This window comes from Enterobacter sp. E14S (assembly GCF_055666685.1).
This window is the reverse complement of record NZ_JBVODQ010000005.1, coordinates 1-17,862: the sequence shown is the minus strand read 5'-3', so window position 1 is coordinate 17,862 and position 17,862 is coordinate 1. Positions and strand designations below refer to the sequence as shown.

At 56.8% G+C, this 17,862-nt stretch carries 16 protein-coding genes, 2 tRNA genes, 1 rRNA gene and 1 pseudogene; 4 read left to right on the top strand and 16 right to left on the bottom strand.

The features are described from left to right. Positions 1–33: 33 nt before the first annotated feature. The 9 genes from ACZ6J2_RS12545 to dnaQ form a co-directional block, all read right to left on the bottom strand. Positions 34–1,635, bottom strand: a complete 1,602-nt coding sequence (locus ACZ6J2_RS12545) for a gamma-glutamyltransferase family protein (protein ID WP_471725972.1) — start codon at positions 1,633–1,635, stop codon at positions 34–36. 9 nt (positions 1,636–1,644) lie between these two features. Beyond that, a complete protein-coding gene (locus tag ACZ6J2_RS12540) occupies positions 1,645–2,520 on the bottom strand; it encodes an ABC transporter permease (protein WP_196366607.1) in 876 nt (291 codons plus the stop codon). A gap of 2 nt (positions 2,521–2,522) precedes the next feature. Next, positions 2,523–3,464, bottom strand: a complete 942-nt coding sequence (locus ACZ6J2_RS12535) for an ABC transporter permease (protein ID WP_023310491.1) — start codon at positions 3,462–3,464, stop codon at positions 2,523–2,525. Between the two features lie 18 nt (positions 3,465–3,482). Continuing rightward, positions 3,483–4,997, bottom strand: coding sequence for an ABC transporter substrate-binding protein (locus ACZ6J2_RS12530; protein ID WP_471725856.1), 1,515 nt, complete (start codon positions 4,995–4,997; stop codon positions 3,483–3,485). A gap of 2 nt (positions 4,998–4,999) precedes the next feature. Continuing rightward, the gene (locus ACZ6J2_RS12525) at positions 5,000–6,082 is read right to left on the bottom strand and encodes an ABC transporter ATP-binding protein (RefSeq protein WP_471725855.1); all 1,083 of its coding nucleotides are present in this window, start codon (positions 6,080–6,082) and stop codon (positions 5,000–5,002) included. Beyond that, positions 6,079–7,092: an ABC transporter ATP-binding protein gene (locus ACZ6J2_RS12520; RefSeq protein WP_471725854.1), complete on the bottom strand. Its 1,014-nt coding sequence runs from the start codon at positions 7,090–7,092 to the stop codon at positions 6,079–6,081. The genes ACZ6J2_RS12525 and ACZ6J2_RS12520 overlap by 4 nt, the downstream gene beginning before the upstream one ends. Then, entirely contained in the window at positions 7,089–7,808 is a 720-nt protein-coding gene (locus tag ACZ6J2_RS12515) for a FadR/GntR family transcriptional regulator (RefSeq protein WP_023334601.1), read from the bottom strand. The genes ACZ6J2_RS12520 and ACZ6J2_RS12515 overlap by 4 nt, the downstream gene beginning before the upstream one ends. Before the next feature lie 380 nt (positions 7,809–8,188). Beyond that, a tRNA-Asp gene (locus tag ACZ6J2_RS12510) sits at positions 8,189–8,265 on the bottom strand. A 132-nt stretch (positions 8,266–8,397) separates the two neighbouring features. Continuing rightward, complete coding sequence (dnaQ, locus tag ACZ6J2_RS12505) at positions 8,398–9,129, bottom strand: DNA polymerase III subunit epsilon (RefSeq protein ID WP_311391121.1); 732 nt, start codon at positions 9,127–9,129, stop codon at positions 8,398–8,400. A 64-nt stretch (positions 9,130–9,193) separates the two neighbouring features. On the opposite strand from dnaQ, the gene rnhA reads away from it, so the two are divergent. Beyond that, the gene (rnhA, locus tag ACZ6J2_RS12500) at positions 9,194–9,661 is read left to right on the top strand and encodes a ribonuclease HI (protein WP_023334599.1); all 468 of its coding nucleotides are present in this window, start codon (positions 9,194–9,196) and stop codon (positions 9,659–9,661) included. On the opposite strand, the gene ACZ6J2_RS12495 is transcribed toward rnhA, so the two are convergent. Beyond that, entirely contained in the window at positions 9,658–10,377 is a 720-nt protein-coding gene (locus ACZ6J2_RS12495) for a class I SAM-dependent methyltransferase (protein WP_471725853.1), read from the bottom strand. The genes rnhA and ACZ6J2_RS12495 overlap by 4 nt on opposite strands. Positions 10,378–10,409: 32 nt before the next feature. On the opposite strand from ACZ6J2_RS12495, the gene gloB reads away from it, so the two are divergent. Continuing rightward, positions 10,410–11,168 carry a hydroxyacylglutathione hydrolase gene (gloB, locus tag ACZ6J2_RS12490; protein WP_471725852.1) on the top strand — a complete coding sequence of 253 codons (759 nt, stop codon included), beginning with the start codon at positions 10,410–10,412 and terminating at the stop codon, positions 11,166–11,168. A gap of 68 nt (positions 11,169–11,236) precedes the next feature. Then, entirely contained in the window at positions 11,237–12,601 is a 1,365-nt protein-coding gene (mltD, locus tag ACZ6J2_RS12485) for a murein transglycosylase D (protein WP_032661729.1), read from the top strand. A 51-nt stretch (positions 12,602–12,652) separates the two neighbouring features. Here mltD and ACZ6J2_RS12480 read toward each other — a convergent pair whose 3' ends face one another. The 3 genes from ACZ6J2_RS12480 to ACZ6J2_RS12470 form a co-directional block, all read right to left on the bottom strand. Further along, positions 12,653–13,426, bottom strand: coding sequence for a class I SAM-dependent methyltransferase (locus ACZ6J2_RS12480; RefSeq protein WP_471725851.1), 774 nt, complete (start codon positions 13,424–13,426; stop codon positions 12,653–12,655). 75 nt (positions 13,427–13,501) lie between these two features. Continuing rightward, positions 13,502–14,302: an endonuclease/exonuclease/phosphatase family protein gene (locus ACZ6J2_RS12475; RefSeq protein WP_024909448.1), complete on the bottom strand. Its 801-nt coding sequence runs from the start codon at positions 14,300–14,302 to the stop codon at positions 13,502–13,504. Positions 14,303–14,438: 136 nt separating this feature from the next. Then, the gene (locus ACZ6J2_RS12470) at positions 14,439–15,614 is read right to left on the bottom strand and encodes an MFS transporter (protein WP_194399634.1); all 1,176 of its coding nucleotides are present in this window, start codon (positions 15,612–15,614) and stop codon (positions 14,439–14,441) included. A 104-nt stretch (positions 15,615–15,718) separates the two neighbouring features. Between ACZ6J2_RS12470 and yafC the strand changes: the two are divergent. Continuing rightward, positions 15,719–16,623: pseudogene (gene yafC / locus ACZ6J2_RS12465) on the top strand (DNA-binding transcriptional regulator YafC). A gap of 29 nt (positions 16,624–16,652) precedes the next feature. On the opposite strand, the gene dkgB reads toward yafC, so the two are convergent. From dkgB to rrf, 3 genes are all read right to left on the bottom strand, one after another. Further along, complete coding sequence (dkgB, locus tag ACZ6J2_RS12460; protein WP_471725850.1) at positions 16,653–17,456, bottom strand: 2,5-didehydrogluconate reductase DkgB; 804 nt, start codon at positions 17,454–17,456, stop codon at positions 16,653–16,655. Between the two features lie 160 nt (positions 17,457–17,616). Beyond that, a tRNA-Asp gene (locus tag ACZ6J2_RS12455) sits at positions 17,617–17,693 on the bottom strand. Between the two features lie 55 nt (positions 17,694–17,748). Further along, a 5S ribosomal RNA gene (gene rrf / locus ACZ6J2_RS12450) occupies positions 17,749–17,862 on the bottom strand; the annotation flags it as partial.

The window sequence follows — 17,862 nt, the reverse complement described above, 5'->3', positions numbered from 1 at the left end:
CCCCTCTCCCAAAGGGAGAGGGGGGATAAAACATTAACTCACCAGCGCCTGCCCGTCTTTGCGGCTTTCCGTCGCGGCCACGTAGTGCCCTTCCGGCAGGCGGTAAATCACCTGCGCACCGCCGAAGTTGTAATCCTGAAGCGGATCTTCCACCACGATCTGGTGCCCGCGCTCGCGCAGCGCGGCGATCGTATTGCGATCGAACGTCGATTCAACGATCACCTCCCTGCCCTGCACCACGCGCCAGCGCGGGGCGTCGATTGCCGCCTGCGGGTTTTGCCCGTGCAGCATAATGCGCAGCGCCATCTGCATGTGCCCCTGCGCCTGCATCGGGCCGCCCATCACGCCGAAGGACATCAGCGGCTGGCCGTTGCCGTCCATCGCAAAGCCCGGAATGATGGTGTGGAACGGACGCTTGCTGCCCGCCAGCGCGTTCGGGTGATTGGGATCCAGCACAAACCCGCAGCCCCGGTTTTGCAGGCTGATCCCCGTATCCGGCACCACGATGCCTGAACCGAAGCCCATATAGTTGGACTGAATAAACGAGACCATCATCCCGCTGGCGTCGGCGGTGCTGATGTAGACCGTGCCGCTCTGCGTCGGGGAACCGTAGACAAAATCTGAGGCCTTATCGTGATCGATAAGCGCCGCACGCGACTTCAGATAAGGGTCGCTCAGCAGCTCTTTTGCCGCGAACGCCATATGATCTTCATCCGCCACGTAGCGGTCGAGATCCGCCAGCGCCAGCTTCATCGCCTCAATGGACAGGTGCAGGGACTGCACAGAATCCGGGTGATGCTTCTCAATGCCGCACTGCTCCAGAATGCCGAGCGCAATCAGCGTGGCGATCCCCTGGCCGTTTGGCGGCAATTCCTGCACCGAACCGCCCGCGAAGTCGCGCGACAGCAGCTCTACCCAATCCACACGATGGTTTGCCAGATCTTCAGCCGTCAGGTGCGCGCCGTGTTCTTTGGCGAAAGCGGCAATTTTCTGCGCCAGCTCGCCGCGGTAAAAGGCTTCACCGTTGGTGCGGGCAATCAGCTCCAGCGAGTTCGCCTGCGCCGGGTTACGGAAGATTTCCCCCACTCGCGGGGCGCGGCCTTCCGGCGCGAAGCAGGCGCTGAAGCCCGGCTGATCTTTCAGCTTGCTATAGCCGCGCTGCCAGAGATGGCCAATCAGCGGGGAGACAGGGAAACCGTTGCGCGCGTAGTCAATGGCTGGCTGCGCCAGGGTGGTCAGCGGCAGCGTGCCGAAGCGTTCCGCCAGCGCAACCCAGCCGGATACCGCACCCGGCACGGTCACCGCGTCCCAGCCAATTTCCGGCACTGTGGTTTTTCCAGCAAACAGATCCGCATGCCAGCTCGCAGGCGAACGACCGGACGCGTTGAGGCCGTGCAGCTTTTCGCCGTCCCAGACGATGGCAAAGGCGTCGCTGCCGATCCCGTTGCCGGTCGGCTCAACCACCGTCAGCGCCATCGCGGTGGCAATGGCCGCATCCACGGCGTTGCCGCCCAGCTGCAGCATTTTCATTCCCGCCTGCGCCGCCAGCGGTTGCGACGTGGCGACGGCGTTACGGCCCATCATTGGCGGGCGGCGTGAAGCGTAACCGGACGTAAAATCAAGCGCTTTGGTCATCATGACTCCTTAGTCGTGGCGCGGATCGAGCGCATCGCGCAGCCCGTCACCGAGTAAATTAAAGCCCTGCACGGCAAGGAAAATCGCCACGCCGGGGAAAACGGACATCCACGGCGCCTGCTCCAGAAACCCTTTCGCGGTGTTGAGCATGGAGCCCCAGGACGGATTGGGCGGCTGCTGCCCCAGCCCCAAAAACGACAGGCTGGCTTCGGCGATAATTGCCGAGGCAATCGCCAGCGTGGCCTGTACGAGGATCGGCGACATCACGTTCGGCAGGACGTATTTAATGATGATCCAGCGATCCGGCAGGCCAATCGCCCGCGCGCCGTCGATATACTCTTCGTTGCGAATGGCGATCACCTGGCCGCGCGTCAGGCGGGCGAAGATCGGCATCGCCGAAAGACCGATGGCGATCATGGCGTTCGTCAGGCTCGGGCCCAAAAACGCCCCCAGCGCGATCGCCATGATCAGGAACGGACAGGCCAGCAGCGCCTCGATAAACCGCGAGATCACGCCGTCCCACATCTTCTGGAAGTAACCCGCCACCAGCCCCAGCGGCACGCCGATAACCACGGCAATCACCACAGACATACAGCCTGCCATCAGCGAGGTGCGCGCCCCCCAGATAATGCGGGATAAAATGTCGCGCCCCAGTTCGTCGGTGCCGAACCAGTACATCGCCGACGGCGCTTTGCGCACCGCCAGGAAGTTGGCTTTGACCGGGTCGAACGGGGCAATCCACGGCGCCAGAAGCGCCACCAGCACAAAGAATCCCACCACCACCGCGCCAATCACCGCACTTTTGTTGGCGAGGAATTTCTTCAGCACCCGGTTCTGCACGCGCGGCAGCGCGGGCGTAACGGTTTGCGTCGTCAGTTCCGCCATGGTTAACCTCGCATTTTCGGGTTGATAAGGACGTAGAGCACGTCGGCCAGCAGGTTGAGCATCAGGAAGCCGATCGCCACGATCAGCACCACGCCCTGCACCACCGCGTAGTCACGGTTAAATACCGAGTCGACGATCATCTTGCCGAAGCCCGGAATGGTGAAGACCTGCTCGGTCAGCACCGCGCCGCCCAGCAGCTCGCCAAACAGCAGCGTGGTGAGGGTGATGACCGGCACCAGCGCGTTGCGAAACGCGTGCTTCAGGATCACCGCTTTCGGCAGCAGCCCCTTAGCCCGGGCGGTGCGGATATAGTCAGCCTTCAGCACCGCAATCATCGACGCGCGGGTGTGGCGCATCAGCGTCGCCGCGAGGCCGGTTCCGAGCACGGACGCGGGCAACAGCAGCGTGCGCAGGTTCTGGAGCGGGTCTTCACTGAACGGCACGTAGCCGGATGCGGGCAGCCACTGCAGATTCACCGAAAAGACCAGAATCAGCAGGATCCCCAGCCAGAAGTGCGGGATCGAGATCCCCGAGATCGCCACGAAGTTCGCCCCGTGATCGACCCAGCTGTTTTTGTTCACCGCCGCGAGGATCCCCATGCTGATGCCAAACACCAGCGCGATAATCATCGCCAGCAGGGACAGCTCCAGCGTGACCGGCAGCTTGCTGGCGATCAGCTGCGTCACCGGTTCGTGCGTGCGTAAGGAGACGCCCAGATCGCCCTGCAGCGCCCGCGTCAGCCAGTGGAAATACTGCACGGGAATTGGCGCATCGAGGTTCAGTTCCGCACGCAGCTGGGCGATGACCGCCGGGTCGCGCTCCTCCCCGGCCATGGCGATCAGAGGGTCGCCGGGCAGCAGCTTTTGCAGCCCGAACACCATCATGCTCACCAGCAGCAGGGTTGGTATAGCCAGCAGCAGACGTTTGCAAATCAGTTCCAGCATGGGTTCTCCTCGGGACGTTTATTTCGCCAGCGTTAAACCCGCCAGACGTACGATGCCGTCCGGGTACGGCTTAAAGCCCTGCACGCTTTTGTTCAGACCGAAAATGCGCGGCTCGAAGTAGAGATAGGCAATCGGCATGTCGGTTTGCAGCTGCTTCACCACCTTGTCGTACAGCGGCTGGCGTGCGGCCTGATCGGTGCTCTGGCGCGCCTGGGTCAGCCACTCATCGACCTGCGCGTTGCTGTAGCGGCCGTCGTTAAGCGTGCCTTTGCTGTTGATAAAGCCGTAGATGCTGCCGTCCGGATCCGGGCGTCCCGACCAGCCGGAGAAGCTCAGCTGATAGTCGCCGCTCTGTTGGCGGTCGAGCAGCGTGGCGAATTCGGTCATCTGCAGGTTCAGGTTAAATCCGGCCTCGGCGACCATCGCCTGCAGCACCTGGCCCACCTGCTGCGAGGTTGGGTTGTTCGGCACCAGCAGGTTGACGGTCAGCGGCGCGTTGACGCCTGCCGCCTTCAGTAGCGCTTTGGCTTTGTCGACGTCACGCGGCGGGACCGGCAGGTTGACGTGATAGGGGCTGACCGTGGAAAACGCCTGGTTTGCCGGGGTGTAAAGCCCTTCGAAGACCACCTGGTTTAACGCATCGCGGTCGATGGCCTGAGAAAACGCCTCGCGCACGCGGGCGTCCTTGAACGGATCGTTTGCCGGCACCTTGCCGTTGTTGATGTTGAAGGTAATGCCCTGATAGCCGAGACCGGTCACCTTCGCCAGCGCCAGCTTGCTGTCGGCTTCGACGGTTTTAACGTCGCTGGCGGCGATGCCTTCGGTCAGGTCAAGATCGCCCGCGCGCAGGTTCGCGAGGCGCACGGAGGCGTCCGGGATCGGCAGATAGATGATTTTGTCGAAGTGGTAGGCGTCTTTGTTCCAGTAGTTGTCGAAGCGGGTCAGCACGATGCGGTCCTGGGACACGCGGCTGTCAAACTTGTACGGGCCGGAACAGACCGGATGGGCGGCAAAGTCCGGCTTTTTCGCCGCCTCGGGGGCCATCATTGCCCCGGCGCGGTCGGTGAGCTGCATCAGCAGCGCCGCATCGGGCGTTTTCAGGTGCAGCGCAATCTGCATCGGGCCGGTGACCTCGACCGATTCAACGGAAGAGATCTCGCTTTTACGCAGAGAGCCTTTCAGGGTCAGGGCGCGGTCGAGGTTGTATTTTGCCGCGGCGGCATCGAATTTCTCACCGTCGTGGAAGGTGACGCCTTCGCGCAGATTGAGCGTCAGGGTTTTACCGTCGTCACTCCACGCCCAGTCTTTAGCCAGGCCGGGGACGACCTTCAGATTTTCATCCACGTCCACCAGCCTGTCGCACAGGGAGGCAAAGACGAAGCGGCCATAGTAGGTGCGCGCCAGATGCGGGTCGAGCATGTCCGGGTCAGCGCCCAGGCCGATCCGCAGCACGCTTTCAGAATGGGCGGGCAGCGCCGCGCCAAGCAACATAACACTTCCCAGTACGGTCAAAAGAGAATTACGCATTGTCATTATCATGAGTTCCTTGAAGGAAGGGACGAGTGAGTGGCCGCGTGTTCAAACAGCGCGCGGCGGCGCAGGAAAGCGGCGGATGGCGGTGCGATCTGAATAACGCTGCGATCGCGGTTGATCTCCTGCCAGCGGTGGCAGGCAACCTGACGTCCACCGTCGAGCACCTGATTGATCGGCTCAACCTGGCGGCATTCATCGGTGACGTACGGGCAGCGGGTGTGGAAACGGCAGCCGGACGGCGGGCTGGCCGGGTTGGGCAGATCCCCCTGCAGCAGCGGCGCGTCGCGTTCAACGCCCGGCTGCATCTGCGGTGCCGAGGCGATCAATGCCTGCGTATAGGGATGCAGCGGTGCGTCAAAAATCTCGTCGACGGTGGCAAGCTCGACGATTTGCCCGAGATACATGACCGCCACGCGGTCGCTCATATGGCGGATCACCGCCAGGCCGTGGGCGACAATCACCATCGTCAGCCCCAGCTGGTGCTTCAGGCTTTCCAGCAGGTTGACCACCTGCGCCTGAACGGAGACGTCCAGCGCGGATACCGGCTCATCGCCCAGCAGCAGCTTCGGTCCCGAGGCCAGCGCGCGCGCAATGCCGATACGCTGGCGCTGCCCGCCGGAAAACTCGTGCGGATAGCGCCCGGCCCAGGCGGCAGGCAGACCAACGGTTTTAAGCAGCTCGGCGACGCGGTACTGACGGTCGGCTTTTTTCATGTTCTGGTGCAGCCACAGCGGCTCGCCGACGATCTGCTCTACCGTCATGCGCGGGTTGAGCGAGGCGAAGGGATCCTGGAAGATAATCTGCAGCTCGCGCCGGAGCTGATTGAGGCGCGCACCCGATGCATGCGTGATCTCTTCACCCTGGTAAAACACGCGCCCTTCGCTGGCGGCCAGCAGGCGCAGCAGCAGGCGGCCGAGCGTAGATTTGCCGGAGCCGGACTCGCCGACGATCGCCAGCGTTTCGCCCGGTATCACGGCAAGCGAAACGCGATCGACCGCCGTGACAAACCGTGCCGGAGTAAAGAGTTTTTTGGGGCCGGGGAAAAGCTTGCTGAGGTCACGGGCTTCAAGAATGGGCGTGGTCATGCGATTTCTCCCAGAGCAATGTGCTGTTCGAGCGGCACGCGGAAGCAGGCGACCTGATGGCCCGCGCCGAGCGCGGTGAGCGGCGGTTTTTCATCATGGCAGCGCGACTGCGCAAACGGGCAGCGGGTGGCAAAACGGCAGCCTTTCGGCATGGATTCCGGGAGCGGGACCGCGCCGGGAATGGTGGAGAGCTGGCCCTTGCGTGCGCCCAGCGAGGGGATCGACCCCATCAGGCCGATGGTGTACGGGTGCTGCGGATCGGCGAATATCGCCTCCACGCTCCCCTGCTCCACCACCTGCCCGGCATACATCACGGCGACCTGCTGGGCGACTTCCGCCACCACGCCTAAATCGTGGGTGATCATCAGCACCGCCGTGCCGGTTTCCTCTTTTAAGGCGTTGAGCAAGGCGAGGATTTGCGCCTGGATGGTGACGTCGAGCGCGGTGGTGGGTTCATCAGCAATCAGCAGTTTGGGGTGGTTAATCAACGCCATCGCAATCATCACCCGCTGGCGCATGCCGCCGGAAAGCTGGTGGGGATACGCTTTCAGGCGCATCTCTGCCGCCGGGATCTGTACCTTCTCGAGGATCTGCAGCGCGACCTTCATCGCCTCTGCGCGCGAGACGCTCTGGTGTCGCATCACCGCTTCGCTGAGCTGATCGCCCAGCGTAAACGCCGGATTGAGCGAGGTCATCGGCTCCTGGAAAATCATCGCCAGCTCGCTGCCGCGCAGATCGGCATATTCCCGCGGTGAGAGCTTTCGCAAATCGTGGCGGCGAAACTGCATCTCGCCGCTGACAATCTGCGCGCTGGCGGGCAGTAACCCCATCAGCGCCAGTGAGGTGATACTTTTCCCGCAGCCGGACTCTCCCACCAGCGCCAGCGTTTCGCCCGCCCTGACGGTCAGCGAGATACCATCAAGCACGCTAGCCGGCGAGCCAGCAAACGTAACGTTGAGGTTTTGCACCCGCAATACGGGCGTGGCGTCCTTAAAGGGTATTGTCGTCATGGCGTGAAGTCGTCCTCAAGGTGGATCGCCTGAATCAGGGCGGTTTGCAGGCTGAGCAGGTGTTCGCGCATGGCGGCCGCGGCTTCATTAGGCTGGCGATGGATAATCGCAGACATGATCTTATGGTGGTGGTCGTTATAGCTGTCGACACGTTCGGGCGTGCGGGCTAATTCGCGCAGATGCTGCCAGCCCGGTTCGCGCCGAACGGCATCAATGGCATCAAACAGGCCGAGCATCAGACGGTTGCCCGCCGCCTCGGCAATTGCCCGGTGAAAGGCGCTGTCCCAGAGTTCGTTGAGATCGCGGTCATCCGGGCTGACCTTGTCGATGCGTTCCAGCATGCGCTGCATGAGCGCGAGGTTTTCCCTGGTGGCACGCAGTGCCGCAAGCCGGGCTAAGCCGGGTTCGAGCTGCAGACGAGCTTCCATCACTTCCAGAAGGTTGGTTTGCTGAACCAATCCCTGAAGGGCCAGCGGTTCAACAGGTGCCGCCGGGCCTATAAAGGTCCCTTTGCCCTGCTTACGCCAGATGCGCCCCTCTTCTTCCAGCACGTCCAGCGCACGACGCACTTCACGTCGTCCTACGCCGAGAGTGTCCGACAGCTCACGTTCCGTGGGCAGCGGTATGCCTGGTGTTGACTCATGCTGGTTGATAAGCCCGCGCAGCTGCTCAAGCGCGGTGCTGGAATTTGCCAGAAACCGTGACGGTTTTTCCATATTGGTTCGCTCGCTTTCATCATAGCTTTATTTTTATTAACGATAAGTTATTGATATGGAATGAAGCTTATCGTGCTAATGATTAAGCAATAACCAAACCAATACGTAATTGGTTCGGTATGTTTTAGGAAAGCAGGAGTTAACCAAATGATTCTGCGTGAATTATTTTTTACAGAAAGACACATTCTGACTGAGGTATGAAGAGAGGAGTGGTGGTGAAATGCACAATATCAGTGCAAATAACGCACTACATTCGTGCAATTGTTAAATAATTGCACTACAAACATTAACTTTTTGTTAACAACAGGTGAGAGGATAGGATTACAGAATGCTGAAACGACGAAGGCCTGAATCATTTCTGATTCAGGCCTTCTGAATAGTGGCGGAACGGACGGGACTCGAACCCGCGACCCCCTGCGTGACAGGCAGGTATTCTAACCGACTGAACTACCGCTCCACTGTTCCCGTTTGGGGAACGAGGCGCATATTACGGTGCGCCTCCGATCTCGTCAACGCTTTTTCTCACGTTTTGAATCGTTTGCTGCAAAAATCGCCCAAACGATGATTTTACAGGCATTCAGGCGTTTTTTCAGGCGCGCCACATACAGCTGCCGCCCTTCTTCTGGACCAGATCAAGCCGGGATTCGTGGTTATGAAGCTCTTCTTCACTGGCTAAAACAACCCGCAACCGACTGGCCTGACGGACAACACGCTGAATGCCCGCTTCGCCTTGCGTCTGCTGGGATTCATTTTCCATACTGAACTTCATTGACGTCTGCCCGCCGGTCATCGTCAGATAGACATCCGCCAGGATCTGGGCATCGAGCAACGCCCCGTGGAGCGTTCGCTTAGTATTGTCTATCTCGTAGCGCGAGCAGAGCGCATCAAGGCTGTTACGCTTGCCGGGAAACATCTTCCTTGCCAGCGCCAGGCTGTCCGTCACCTTACAGAAGGTGTTCGTCTTCGGGATATCACGATTAAGCTTGCTGAATTCATAATCCATAAAGCCGATATCGAACGATGCGTTATGAATGACAAGCTCGGCGCCCTTGATATATTCCAGGAACTCGTCAGCAACATCAGCAAAGGTCGGCTTATCCAGCAAGAACTCATCGGCAATCCCGTGAACGCCGAACGCTTCCGGATCCACCAGCCGATCGGGTTTGAGGTAGACGTGGAAGTTGTTCCCCGTAAGACGACGGTTCACCACTTCAACGGCGCCGATCTCGATGATCTTATGCCCTTCGTAGTGCGCGCCGATCTGGTTCATACCGGTGGTTTCGGTATCGAGGACAATCTGGCGAGTAATTGCAGTGCTCATAGCGGTCATTTATGTCAGACTTATCGTTTAACTGAACGTTTCGAATACAGGAAGTCTACCAGAGATGCGTAAACAGGTAGAAATTTTCACCGATGGATCTTGTCTCGGTAACCCAGGACCCGGCGGCTACGGCGCGATTATGCGCTATCGCCAGCACGAAAAAACCTTTAGCGAAGGCTATTTTCTGACTACCAACAACCGGATGGAGCTGATGGCGGCCATCGTGGCGCTGGAGGCGTTAAAAGAACATTGTGACGTGGTGCTAAGCACCGACAGTCAGTACGTGCGTCAGGGGATCACCCAGTGGATCCATAACTGGAAAAAACGCGGCTGGAAAACTGCCGATAAGAAGCCGGTCAAGAACGTCGATCTCTGGAAACGTCTTGATGCTGCGCTGGGCCAGCACCAGATTAAGTGGGAGTGGGTTAAAGGCCACGCAGGCCACCCGGAAAACGAACGCTGCGATGAACTGGCGCGTGCTGCGGCATCCAATCCCGCACATGAAGATGCGGGCTATCAGCCCGATGTCTAATCGGTTTTTTTGTACTGCCGCGTGGCGCCGACGGTCTGGCGGATAGGCGTTTTCGACTTGCTCTGCTTCACGGGGTTAAGCGTAAGGGGAATGGTTCGCTTACGCGCAACGATAAACTGCAAACAGCCCAACGCGGGGAGATGGGTGCTCAGTACCACGCCCCCCTGCCTCGCCCAGGGCAGCACCTGAAAACCGCCGTAGCAAAGCACTTCAAAGTTCAGCAGTGAAAGCCAGTCGAGCTGACGCATCATGGTGAACATTCGGCTGTTGTAAGGTGGAGTCCGGCGTAGCACCGGTACCAGCTTACGCAGGCCCATCAGGCTTAGCGGATTGAATCCGCTAAGTACCAGCCAGCCGTCATCAATCAGCACGCGATCGGCTTCGCGAAGCAGACGATGCGGATCGCTGCACCAGGGTAGCGTATGTGCGAGCAAACACGCATCGACGGATTTTTCCGCAAACGGCAGATGCAGCGGGTCTGCTTTCACCTGAACCGGCGATCCGCCGAGAGAGACGTTAACCTGATGCGAGATAGCGCAGCTTTCGGTATTGATTTCCGCGCTGAGATTGCCAATCTTAAGCAGGTGAAAGCCATACATTTTCGCGAGCCAGGGCTTCAGCTGCTGTTCTAACGCTTCGCGATAGTACTCACCCCAGGGCAATTCCGCCCAACGTTCCGGTGCTGCGACAGTCTGAGGTATCCTTGCCGGTTTCATCAAAACACCCGCCACGCTCTAAGAGGTAATGTATGAATCTTATCAGTATTCCAGCGTTTCAGGACAATTACATCTGGGTTTTGGTGGACGACGATCGCCGCTGCGTCATTGTCGATCCCGGAGAATCCGCCCCTGTACTGCACGCCATAAAAGAGAACGGCTGGCAGCCAGAAGCCATTCTGTTGACGCATCATCATAACGATCACACTGGCGGCGTGCCTGAACTGCGCGCTCATTTTCCGCATCTTGTGGTTTACGGACCGGCAGAGGCACAAGATAAGGGGATCACGCATGTAGTCGAAGAAGGCGAAAATATCCTCATACTCGAGTGGGAGTTTTCCGTATTTGCTACACCGGGTCACACTTTGGGACATCTGTGTTTCTACAGTAAGCCTTATCTTTTTTGCGGCGATACGCTGTTCTCCGGAGGCTGCGGAAGACTGTTTGAAGGCACGCCAGCTCAAATGTATCAGTCTTTACAGAAGATTAACGCGCTACCCGATGAGACGCTCATTTGTTGCGCCCATGAGTATACATTAGGAAATATGAAGTTTGCAGTGAGCCTCTTACCCGAGGATCGAGCGATTCAGGATTATTATCACAAAGTGAAGGAGTTACGTGCAAAAAACCAAAAAACACTCCCCGTAATTCTGAAAAACGAGCGCCAAATTAATTTATTTTTACGAACAGATGATATTGATTTAATTAATAAAATTAACCAAGAAACAAATTTGCAACAACCAGAACAGCGATTTGCATGGTTAAGGTCAAAGAAAGATAACTTCAGATAATTGCGGGTTGCCTTTTCAAAATTTCGCCGTTATCATCGCTCGTCTTTTAAGCAACTATTGACACACACATGAAGGCAAAAGCGATATTACTCGCCTCTGTCCTGCTTGTAGGTTGCCAGTCGCAAAACGGCAGCAACGTACAACAGCACGCACAGAGCCTTTCTGCAGCTGGTCAAGGGGAAGCAGGGAAGTTTGCAAGTTCGGCGCGCTGGATGGACGATGGAACATCTTACGCGCAGGATCAAGACTTGTGGACCTCTATTGGCGACGAGCTAAAGATGGGAATTCCGGAAAATCCCCGGATTCGCGAACAGAAACAGAAGTATTTAAGTAATAAGAGCTATCTCCACGATGTAACGTTACGGGCAGAGCCGTATATGTACTGGATAGCCGGGCAAGTTAAGAAACGTAACATGCCTATGGAGCTGGTACTCCTACCCATAGTGGAGAGCGCTTTTGACCCACACGCGACGTCTGGCGCCAATGCCGCAGGCATTTGGCAGATCATTCCGAGCACCGGGCGAAACTATGGTCTGAAACAGACCCGCAACTATGATGCGCGTCGCGATGTTGTCGCTTCAACGACAGCCGCTCTCGACATGATGCAACGTCTGAACAAGATGTTTGACGGCGACTGGCTGTTAACGGTCGCGGCGTATAATAGTGGCGAAGGTCGTGTACTGAAGGCAATGAAAGCGAATAAAGCACGGGGTAAATCCACCGATTTTTGGTCGCTCTCACTGCCACAGGAAACTAAGATTTACGTACCGAAAATGCTGGCATTGAGCGATATTCTCAAGAACAGCAAGCGTTACGGTGTACAACTGCCAACACCAGACGAAAGTCGTGCACTGGCGCGTGTTCGCCTCAGCAATCCGGTTGATATTCAACAAGTTGCTGATATGACGGGTATGTCGGTAAGTAAATTGAAAACCTTTAATGCTGGCGTTAAAGGCTCAACCCTGGGGGCAAGTGGCCCGCAGTATGTAATGGTTCCGCAGAAACATGCTGAGCAGTTACGTGAGTCTTTAGCTTCTGGTGAAATCGCCGCCGTTCAGTCAACGCTGATCGCGGATGCATCATCAGTTAACAGTCGCAGCTATAAGGTTCGTTCAGGTGATACGCTTTCGGGCATTGCGTCACGTCTTGGCGTGAATGCGAAAGATCTGCAGCAGTGGAATAATCTGCGCAGCTCCGGCCTGAAAGTGGGTCAGACTCTGACGGTAGGTGCAGGTAGCAGCGCACAGCGTCTCGCCAGCAACAGCGATAGCATTACCTATCGCGTGCGCAAGGGCGATTCACTGTCCAGTATCGCAAAACGGCACGGCGTGAACATCAAGGATGTGATGCGCTGGAACAATGATACTGACAATCTGAAACCAGGCGACCAGCTGACGCTGTTTGTGAAGAACAGCGCTACGCCAGACTCCTGATAACACGATCGAAGATAAAAAGGCACCGATTCCCCTCGGTGCCTTTTTTGTTTATCCCGCTTTTTGCGCTTCGGCCATGATGGTATCGCTGGTAAATGAGCCATCTTCCTGCAGTTCAAAGTACGCTTTTACCTCCGCGGACGCACTCTCCTGATAGAGCCTGATCGCCTGGCTCAATGCTTCCGGGGTGCGCATACGCGCGATCCAGGAGCTGAACTCCAGCGGTAAGCGATCGGTAATCAACGCGCGCGCGATCAGCCCCGCTTCAGTGATAAGCGACAACCACTCTCCGCTGGCGTAGTTTTGCACATGCGAGGTATCGCGCAGCGCTTCTACCGTCTGCAGCCAGATATTGCGTACCGGGTGTCCGGGAGACATCACATCCATAATGATGAAGGTGCCGCCCGGCTTCAGAACACGTTTGACCTCGCGCAATGCCTGGCCGACATCGTGCCAGTGGTGCGCGGAATAACGGCTGATCACCACCTCAAACGACGCATCATCGAACGGTAAGGATTCGGCATAGCCCTGTTGCGTATCGATGTTGTCCAGTCCCTTCGCTTTTGCCGCCCCGGCAACGACATCCAGCATCTGGCTGGATAAGTCATACGCGGTAACATGCGCGACCTGCTGAGCAGCCGTAAAGCTGGCATGCCCTGCCCCGCAGCCTAAATCCAGCACGCGCGCCTGCGGGAACGCCGCCAGACGTTCGCCGAGACGCACCAGATCGCGGCCAGAAGCATGCACGGCGCTGCTCAGATAGGCACTTGCCTGAGAACCAAACTGTTTTTCTACGTTGTCATGATGGGAGCGTGTTGTTGTCATCGTACTGTCCTTTGTGAGTGAAAAATAAAGGGCAGCACCCGCACAGGCCTGCCCCACGGCAGACCTGACACACCATTATTTATCAGGTTTGCCGGGACTGAATTCGACTAGTAGAGGGTTATGATCCGAGGCGCGCGTCACCAGAACTGAGGCATCATGCACGCTCAAACCACGATAGAAGACAAAATCGAGAGGACGACCAAAGGCTTTTTTGCGCTGGTCATCGCTAAAACGAACTTCACGCAGCGACATTTCGCGCGCAAAGCGGTACAGCGCATTCATGCGCGGACGGCTCCAGGCATTGAAATCGCCGGCCATAATGATGGGCCCGCTGTGATGGGCAATCTGATCGCCGATCGGAAGTAGCTGCTTACTGTAGACATCCACACCCAGACTGAAATTTACCGCATGGATATTCACGACCATCAGCATTCGGGTATCCGGCAGCGGATAGACCGTCACCAGCGCCGATTTTGCCAGACGCAGGATAGGTTCACGTTCGCGCAGTGGACAGCAATAGACCGGATGTGCTGCTGAAAGCGTCATCACACCTGAGGGGTGTTGTGGCAGGACAAACGCAGGCACCTGGTCAGCGGCAAGATAGTTCGTGGTGGCAAACCGTACCAGCTCAGGAGTGGTTTGCGCCTCCTGGAGCAAAACCAGGTGGGCATCTTTTCCAAAATTCTTGAGCACCGATAACCATTCGGCACGCTGCTGCTTAAAGATATTCCACACCAGTACACGGATTTTCTCATCGCTGCTTAACGGTGTGCCGGCGGGTAATGCCTGGCTTATGCTCGCAAATGACCCCGGAGGCAAGATCCTCTCCGCGGGCATTCCGGCAACATAACGCATGGCATAGGTATTTTTTCGCACTTTTGGAAACAGCCTCTGTAACATGAACCAGCCCGGAAAACGGACTGGTTCTAATGTTATAGGGACTTTAGGTCATACTTTCAACGCAATTTCTGAGAAACCGCTTTCCAGTTTTGTAAGCAAGCACTTACTGATGTTACCCCAGCGCGACCCGGGCTGGCTTATCGAGACGTCCACTCAGGCCAATCAGCAGGAAGGCGACCAGGACAATCACCGCGCCAATCCATGGGGTCTGGGCTAATCCGACATGCGCTACGGTTTGCCCGCCAATGATGGAGCCCAGCGCAATGCCGATATTAAATGCGGCAATGTTCAGACCGGACGCCACATCCACCGCATTTGGCGTATAGAGCTCGGCTTTCTGGACAACGTAAACCTGAAGCCCGGGGACATTACCAAAGGCAAAGATCCCCATGACCAGCACCGTGACCAGCGCGGCGTAGTGTACCGAAGCCGTGAACTGGAAAATCATCAGCAGAACAACCAGGGCGGCGAAGATGAATTTCAGCGCCGGTACCGCACCATGCTTATCCGCAAGCTTGCCGCCCCAGATATTGCCAATAGCAACGGAAATACCGTATCCCAGCAAAATCCAGCTCACGGCATTGGGTGAAAAGCCTGCCAGGTCCTGCATCATCGGCGCCAGGAAGGTAAAGGCGGTGAATACGCCACCATAACCCAATGCAGTTACCGCGTAGATGATCAGCAAACGCGGATGCGTAAGCACCTTCAGCTGATCTCGCAGGCTGGCGCTCGCCCGGCCTGGAATATTCGACGGTACCAGCAGCAGGCTGGTCACCAGGGCGATGACGCCCAGCAAGGAGACGGCCAGAAACGTTTCACGCCAGCCGAAGTGTTGTCCGATAAACGTTCCCAGCGGTACGCCCGTAACGAGCGCGACGGTCAGCCCACCAAACATGATCGCAATAGCTGAAGCCGCTTTCTCTTTGGGCACCAGGCTGGTTGCAATGGTGGAACCAATCGAGAAGAACACGCCGTGTGCAAGGCCGGTTAACAGACGGGCAATCACCAGAGTGGTGTAGTCCGGCGCCTGCCAGGCCAGAACGTTGCCGGCGGTGAACAGCACCATCAGCGCGACTAACAGCTGCTTACGCGGAAAACGTCCGGTCAGGGCCGTCAGCACTGGCGCACCGACGGCGACGCCCAGGGCGTAGATTGATACCAGCAACCCCGCAGAGGGCAACGAGATCGCAAGCTGGTTAGCAATAGTGGGAACCAGGCCCACGATAACAAATTCGGTCGTGCCGATTGCAAAGGCACTGATCGTCAGGGCAAGTAGCGCCAGTGGCATAAAATACTCCGTATCATCAGGATTAAGATGACAGGCAGTATGCGCCAGTGCTTAAATAACAAAAATGGTCAAAATCTCAATAGAATTTTGCAGGTGGTGCAACAATGAAAGCAACATCGGAAGAGCTGACAATCTTTGTCGCTGTCGTTGAAAGCGGCAGCTTTAGCCGCGCGGCCGAACAGCTGGGACAGGCTAATTCGGCCATCAGCCGTTCGGTAAAAAACTGGAGATGAAGCTTGGAGTGAGTCTGCTCAACCGTACGACGCGGCAGCTGAGCCTGACGGAAGAAGGTGAGCGTTACTTCCGCCGCGTGCAGTCGGTACTGCAGGAGATGGCTGCAGCAGAGACGGAGATTATGGAGACCCGCAGCACGCCGCGTGGATTGCTGCGCATTGATGCGGCCACGCCGGTGGTGCTTCACTTTCTGATGCCGCTGATCAAACCTTTCCGCGAACGCTATCCGGAGATGACGCTATCGCTGGTCTCCTCAGAGACGTTTATCAACCTCATCGAGCGGAAAGTGGATGTGGCTATCCGGGCGGGAACCCTGACAGATTCAAGCTTGCGTGCCCGCCCTCTGTTTGCCAGCTACCGCAAAATTATCGCATCACCGGAGTATATTGCCGAGCATGGGAAACCGGAGACGGTTGAAGAACTGAAGCAGCATCTGTGCCTTGGCTTTACGGAGCCGGTGTCGCTGAACACCTGGCCTGTCGCCTGTCATGATGGTCAACTTCATGAAATTACCTGCGGAATATCGTCAAACAGCGGGGAAACGCTGAAGCAGCTGTGTCTCGAAGGAAATGGTATCGCCTGCTTGTCAGACTATATGATTGATAAGGAGATAGCCCGGGGTGAACTGGTGGAGCTAATGGCCGATAAACGCCTGCCGGTCGAAATGCCTTTTAGTGCGGTGTATTACAGTGACAGAGCGGTAAGTACGCGCATTCGTGCCTTTATTGACTTCCTGAGTGAACATATAAAAACAGCTCCCGGAGGAGCTGTGTGAGGGTTCAGGTTACAGAGGGTGGGTCAAACTTAATCCCAGTCAGGAGCTAAACCTTCCGGGCTTACCAGGCGATCGTTGCACTCCAGCGCTGCGATCGCTTTTTTATCGTCTGCATCCAGATGAAGATCCGCTGCTAACAGGTTGCTAGCCAGGTTTTCACGCTTAGTTGATGATGGGATCACGGCATAACCTTCACCCATTGCCCATGCCAGAATCACCTGCGCAGCAGTGGCGTTATGTTTCTCTGCGATACGCGTAATCACTTCATCTTTCAGCGCTTTACCGTAGGCCAGCGTCATGTAGGAGGTGATGTGGATCCCGTGCTGTTTTGCCCAGTCCACGACTTTGCTGTTTTGCAGGTATGGCGACAGCTCAATCTGGTTAGTCGCAATATTTTCTGCGCCAACAGCAGCAATGGCTTTTTCCATCAGCGGAATGGTGAAGTTGGAGATCCCAATTTCACGGGTTAAGCCCTGCTTTTTCGCTTCCAGCAGCGCCTGCATGTATTCTTCTACTGAGACGGCATCATTCGGTGATGGCCAGTGGATAAGGGTCAGATCTACGTAGTCAGTACGCAGTTTCTTCAGGCTCTCTATCAGGCTTGGGATGAGCTTGTCTTTGCTGAGATTTTCTATCCAGATTTTGGTGGTGATGAACAGCTCATTGCGCGGTACACCGCTCTCTTCGAGAGCCTGTCCAACAGCAGCTTCGTTTTCATAGATCTGTGCCGTATCAATTGCGCGATAGCCAAGTTCAAGAGCGGTTTTAACTGATGCGATAACAACGTCGTCTTTCAGGCGGAAGGTGCCCAGACCAAATGCAGGGAGAGTCATACTATTCCTCAATCATTATGTTCGTAAAGTGAGGAAGATTATCGCTGGCGCTGTTATGGAGAAAAAGATCGCAAAATGCAGAGGATTTTTGCTAATTTAGCAATAATTAAACGATAGATAAGAAAAAAGCCCTGAGCGTTAGCTCAGGGCTTTTAATAAGTGGCGGAACGGACGGGACTCGAACCCGCGACCCCCTGCGTGACAGGCAGGTATTCTAACCGACTGAACTACCGCTCCACCGAAGACTGCTGTAACCACCGGATTTATGCACCGGCTTACTACTTAATTTGATGCCTGGCAGTTCCCTACTCTCACATGGGGAGACCCCACACTACCATCGGCGCTACGGCGTTTCACTTCTGAGTTCGGCATGGGGTCAGGTGGGACCACCGCGCTAAAGCCGCCA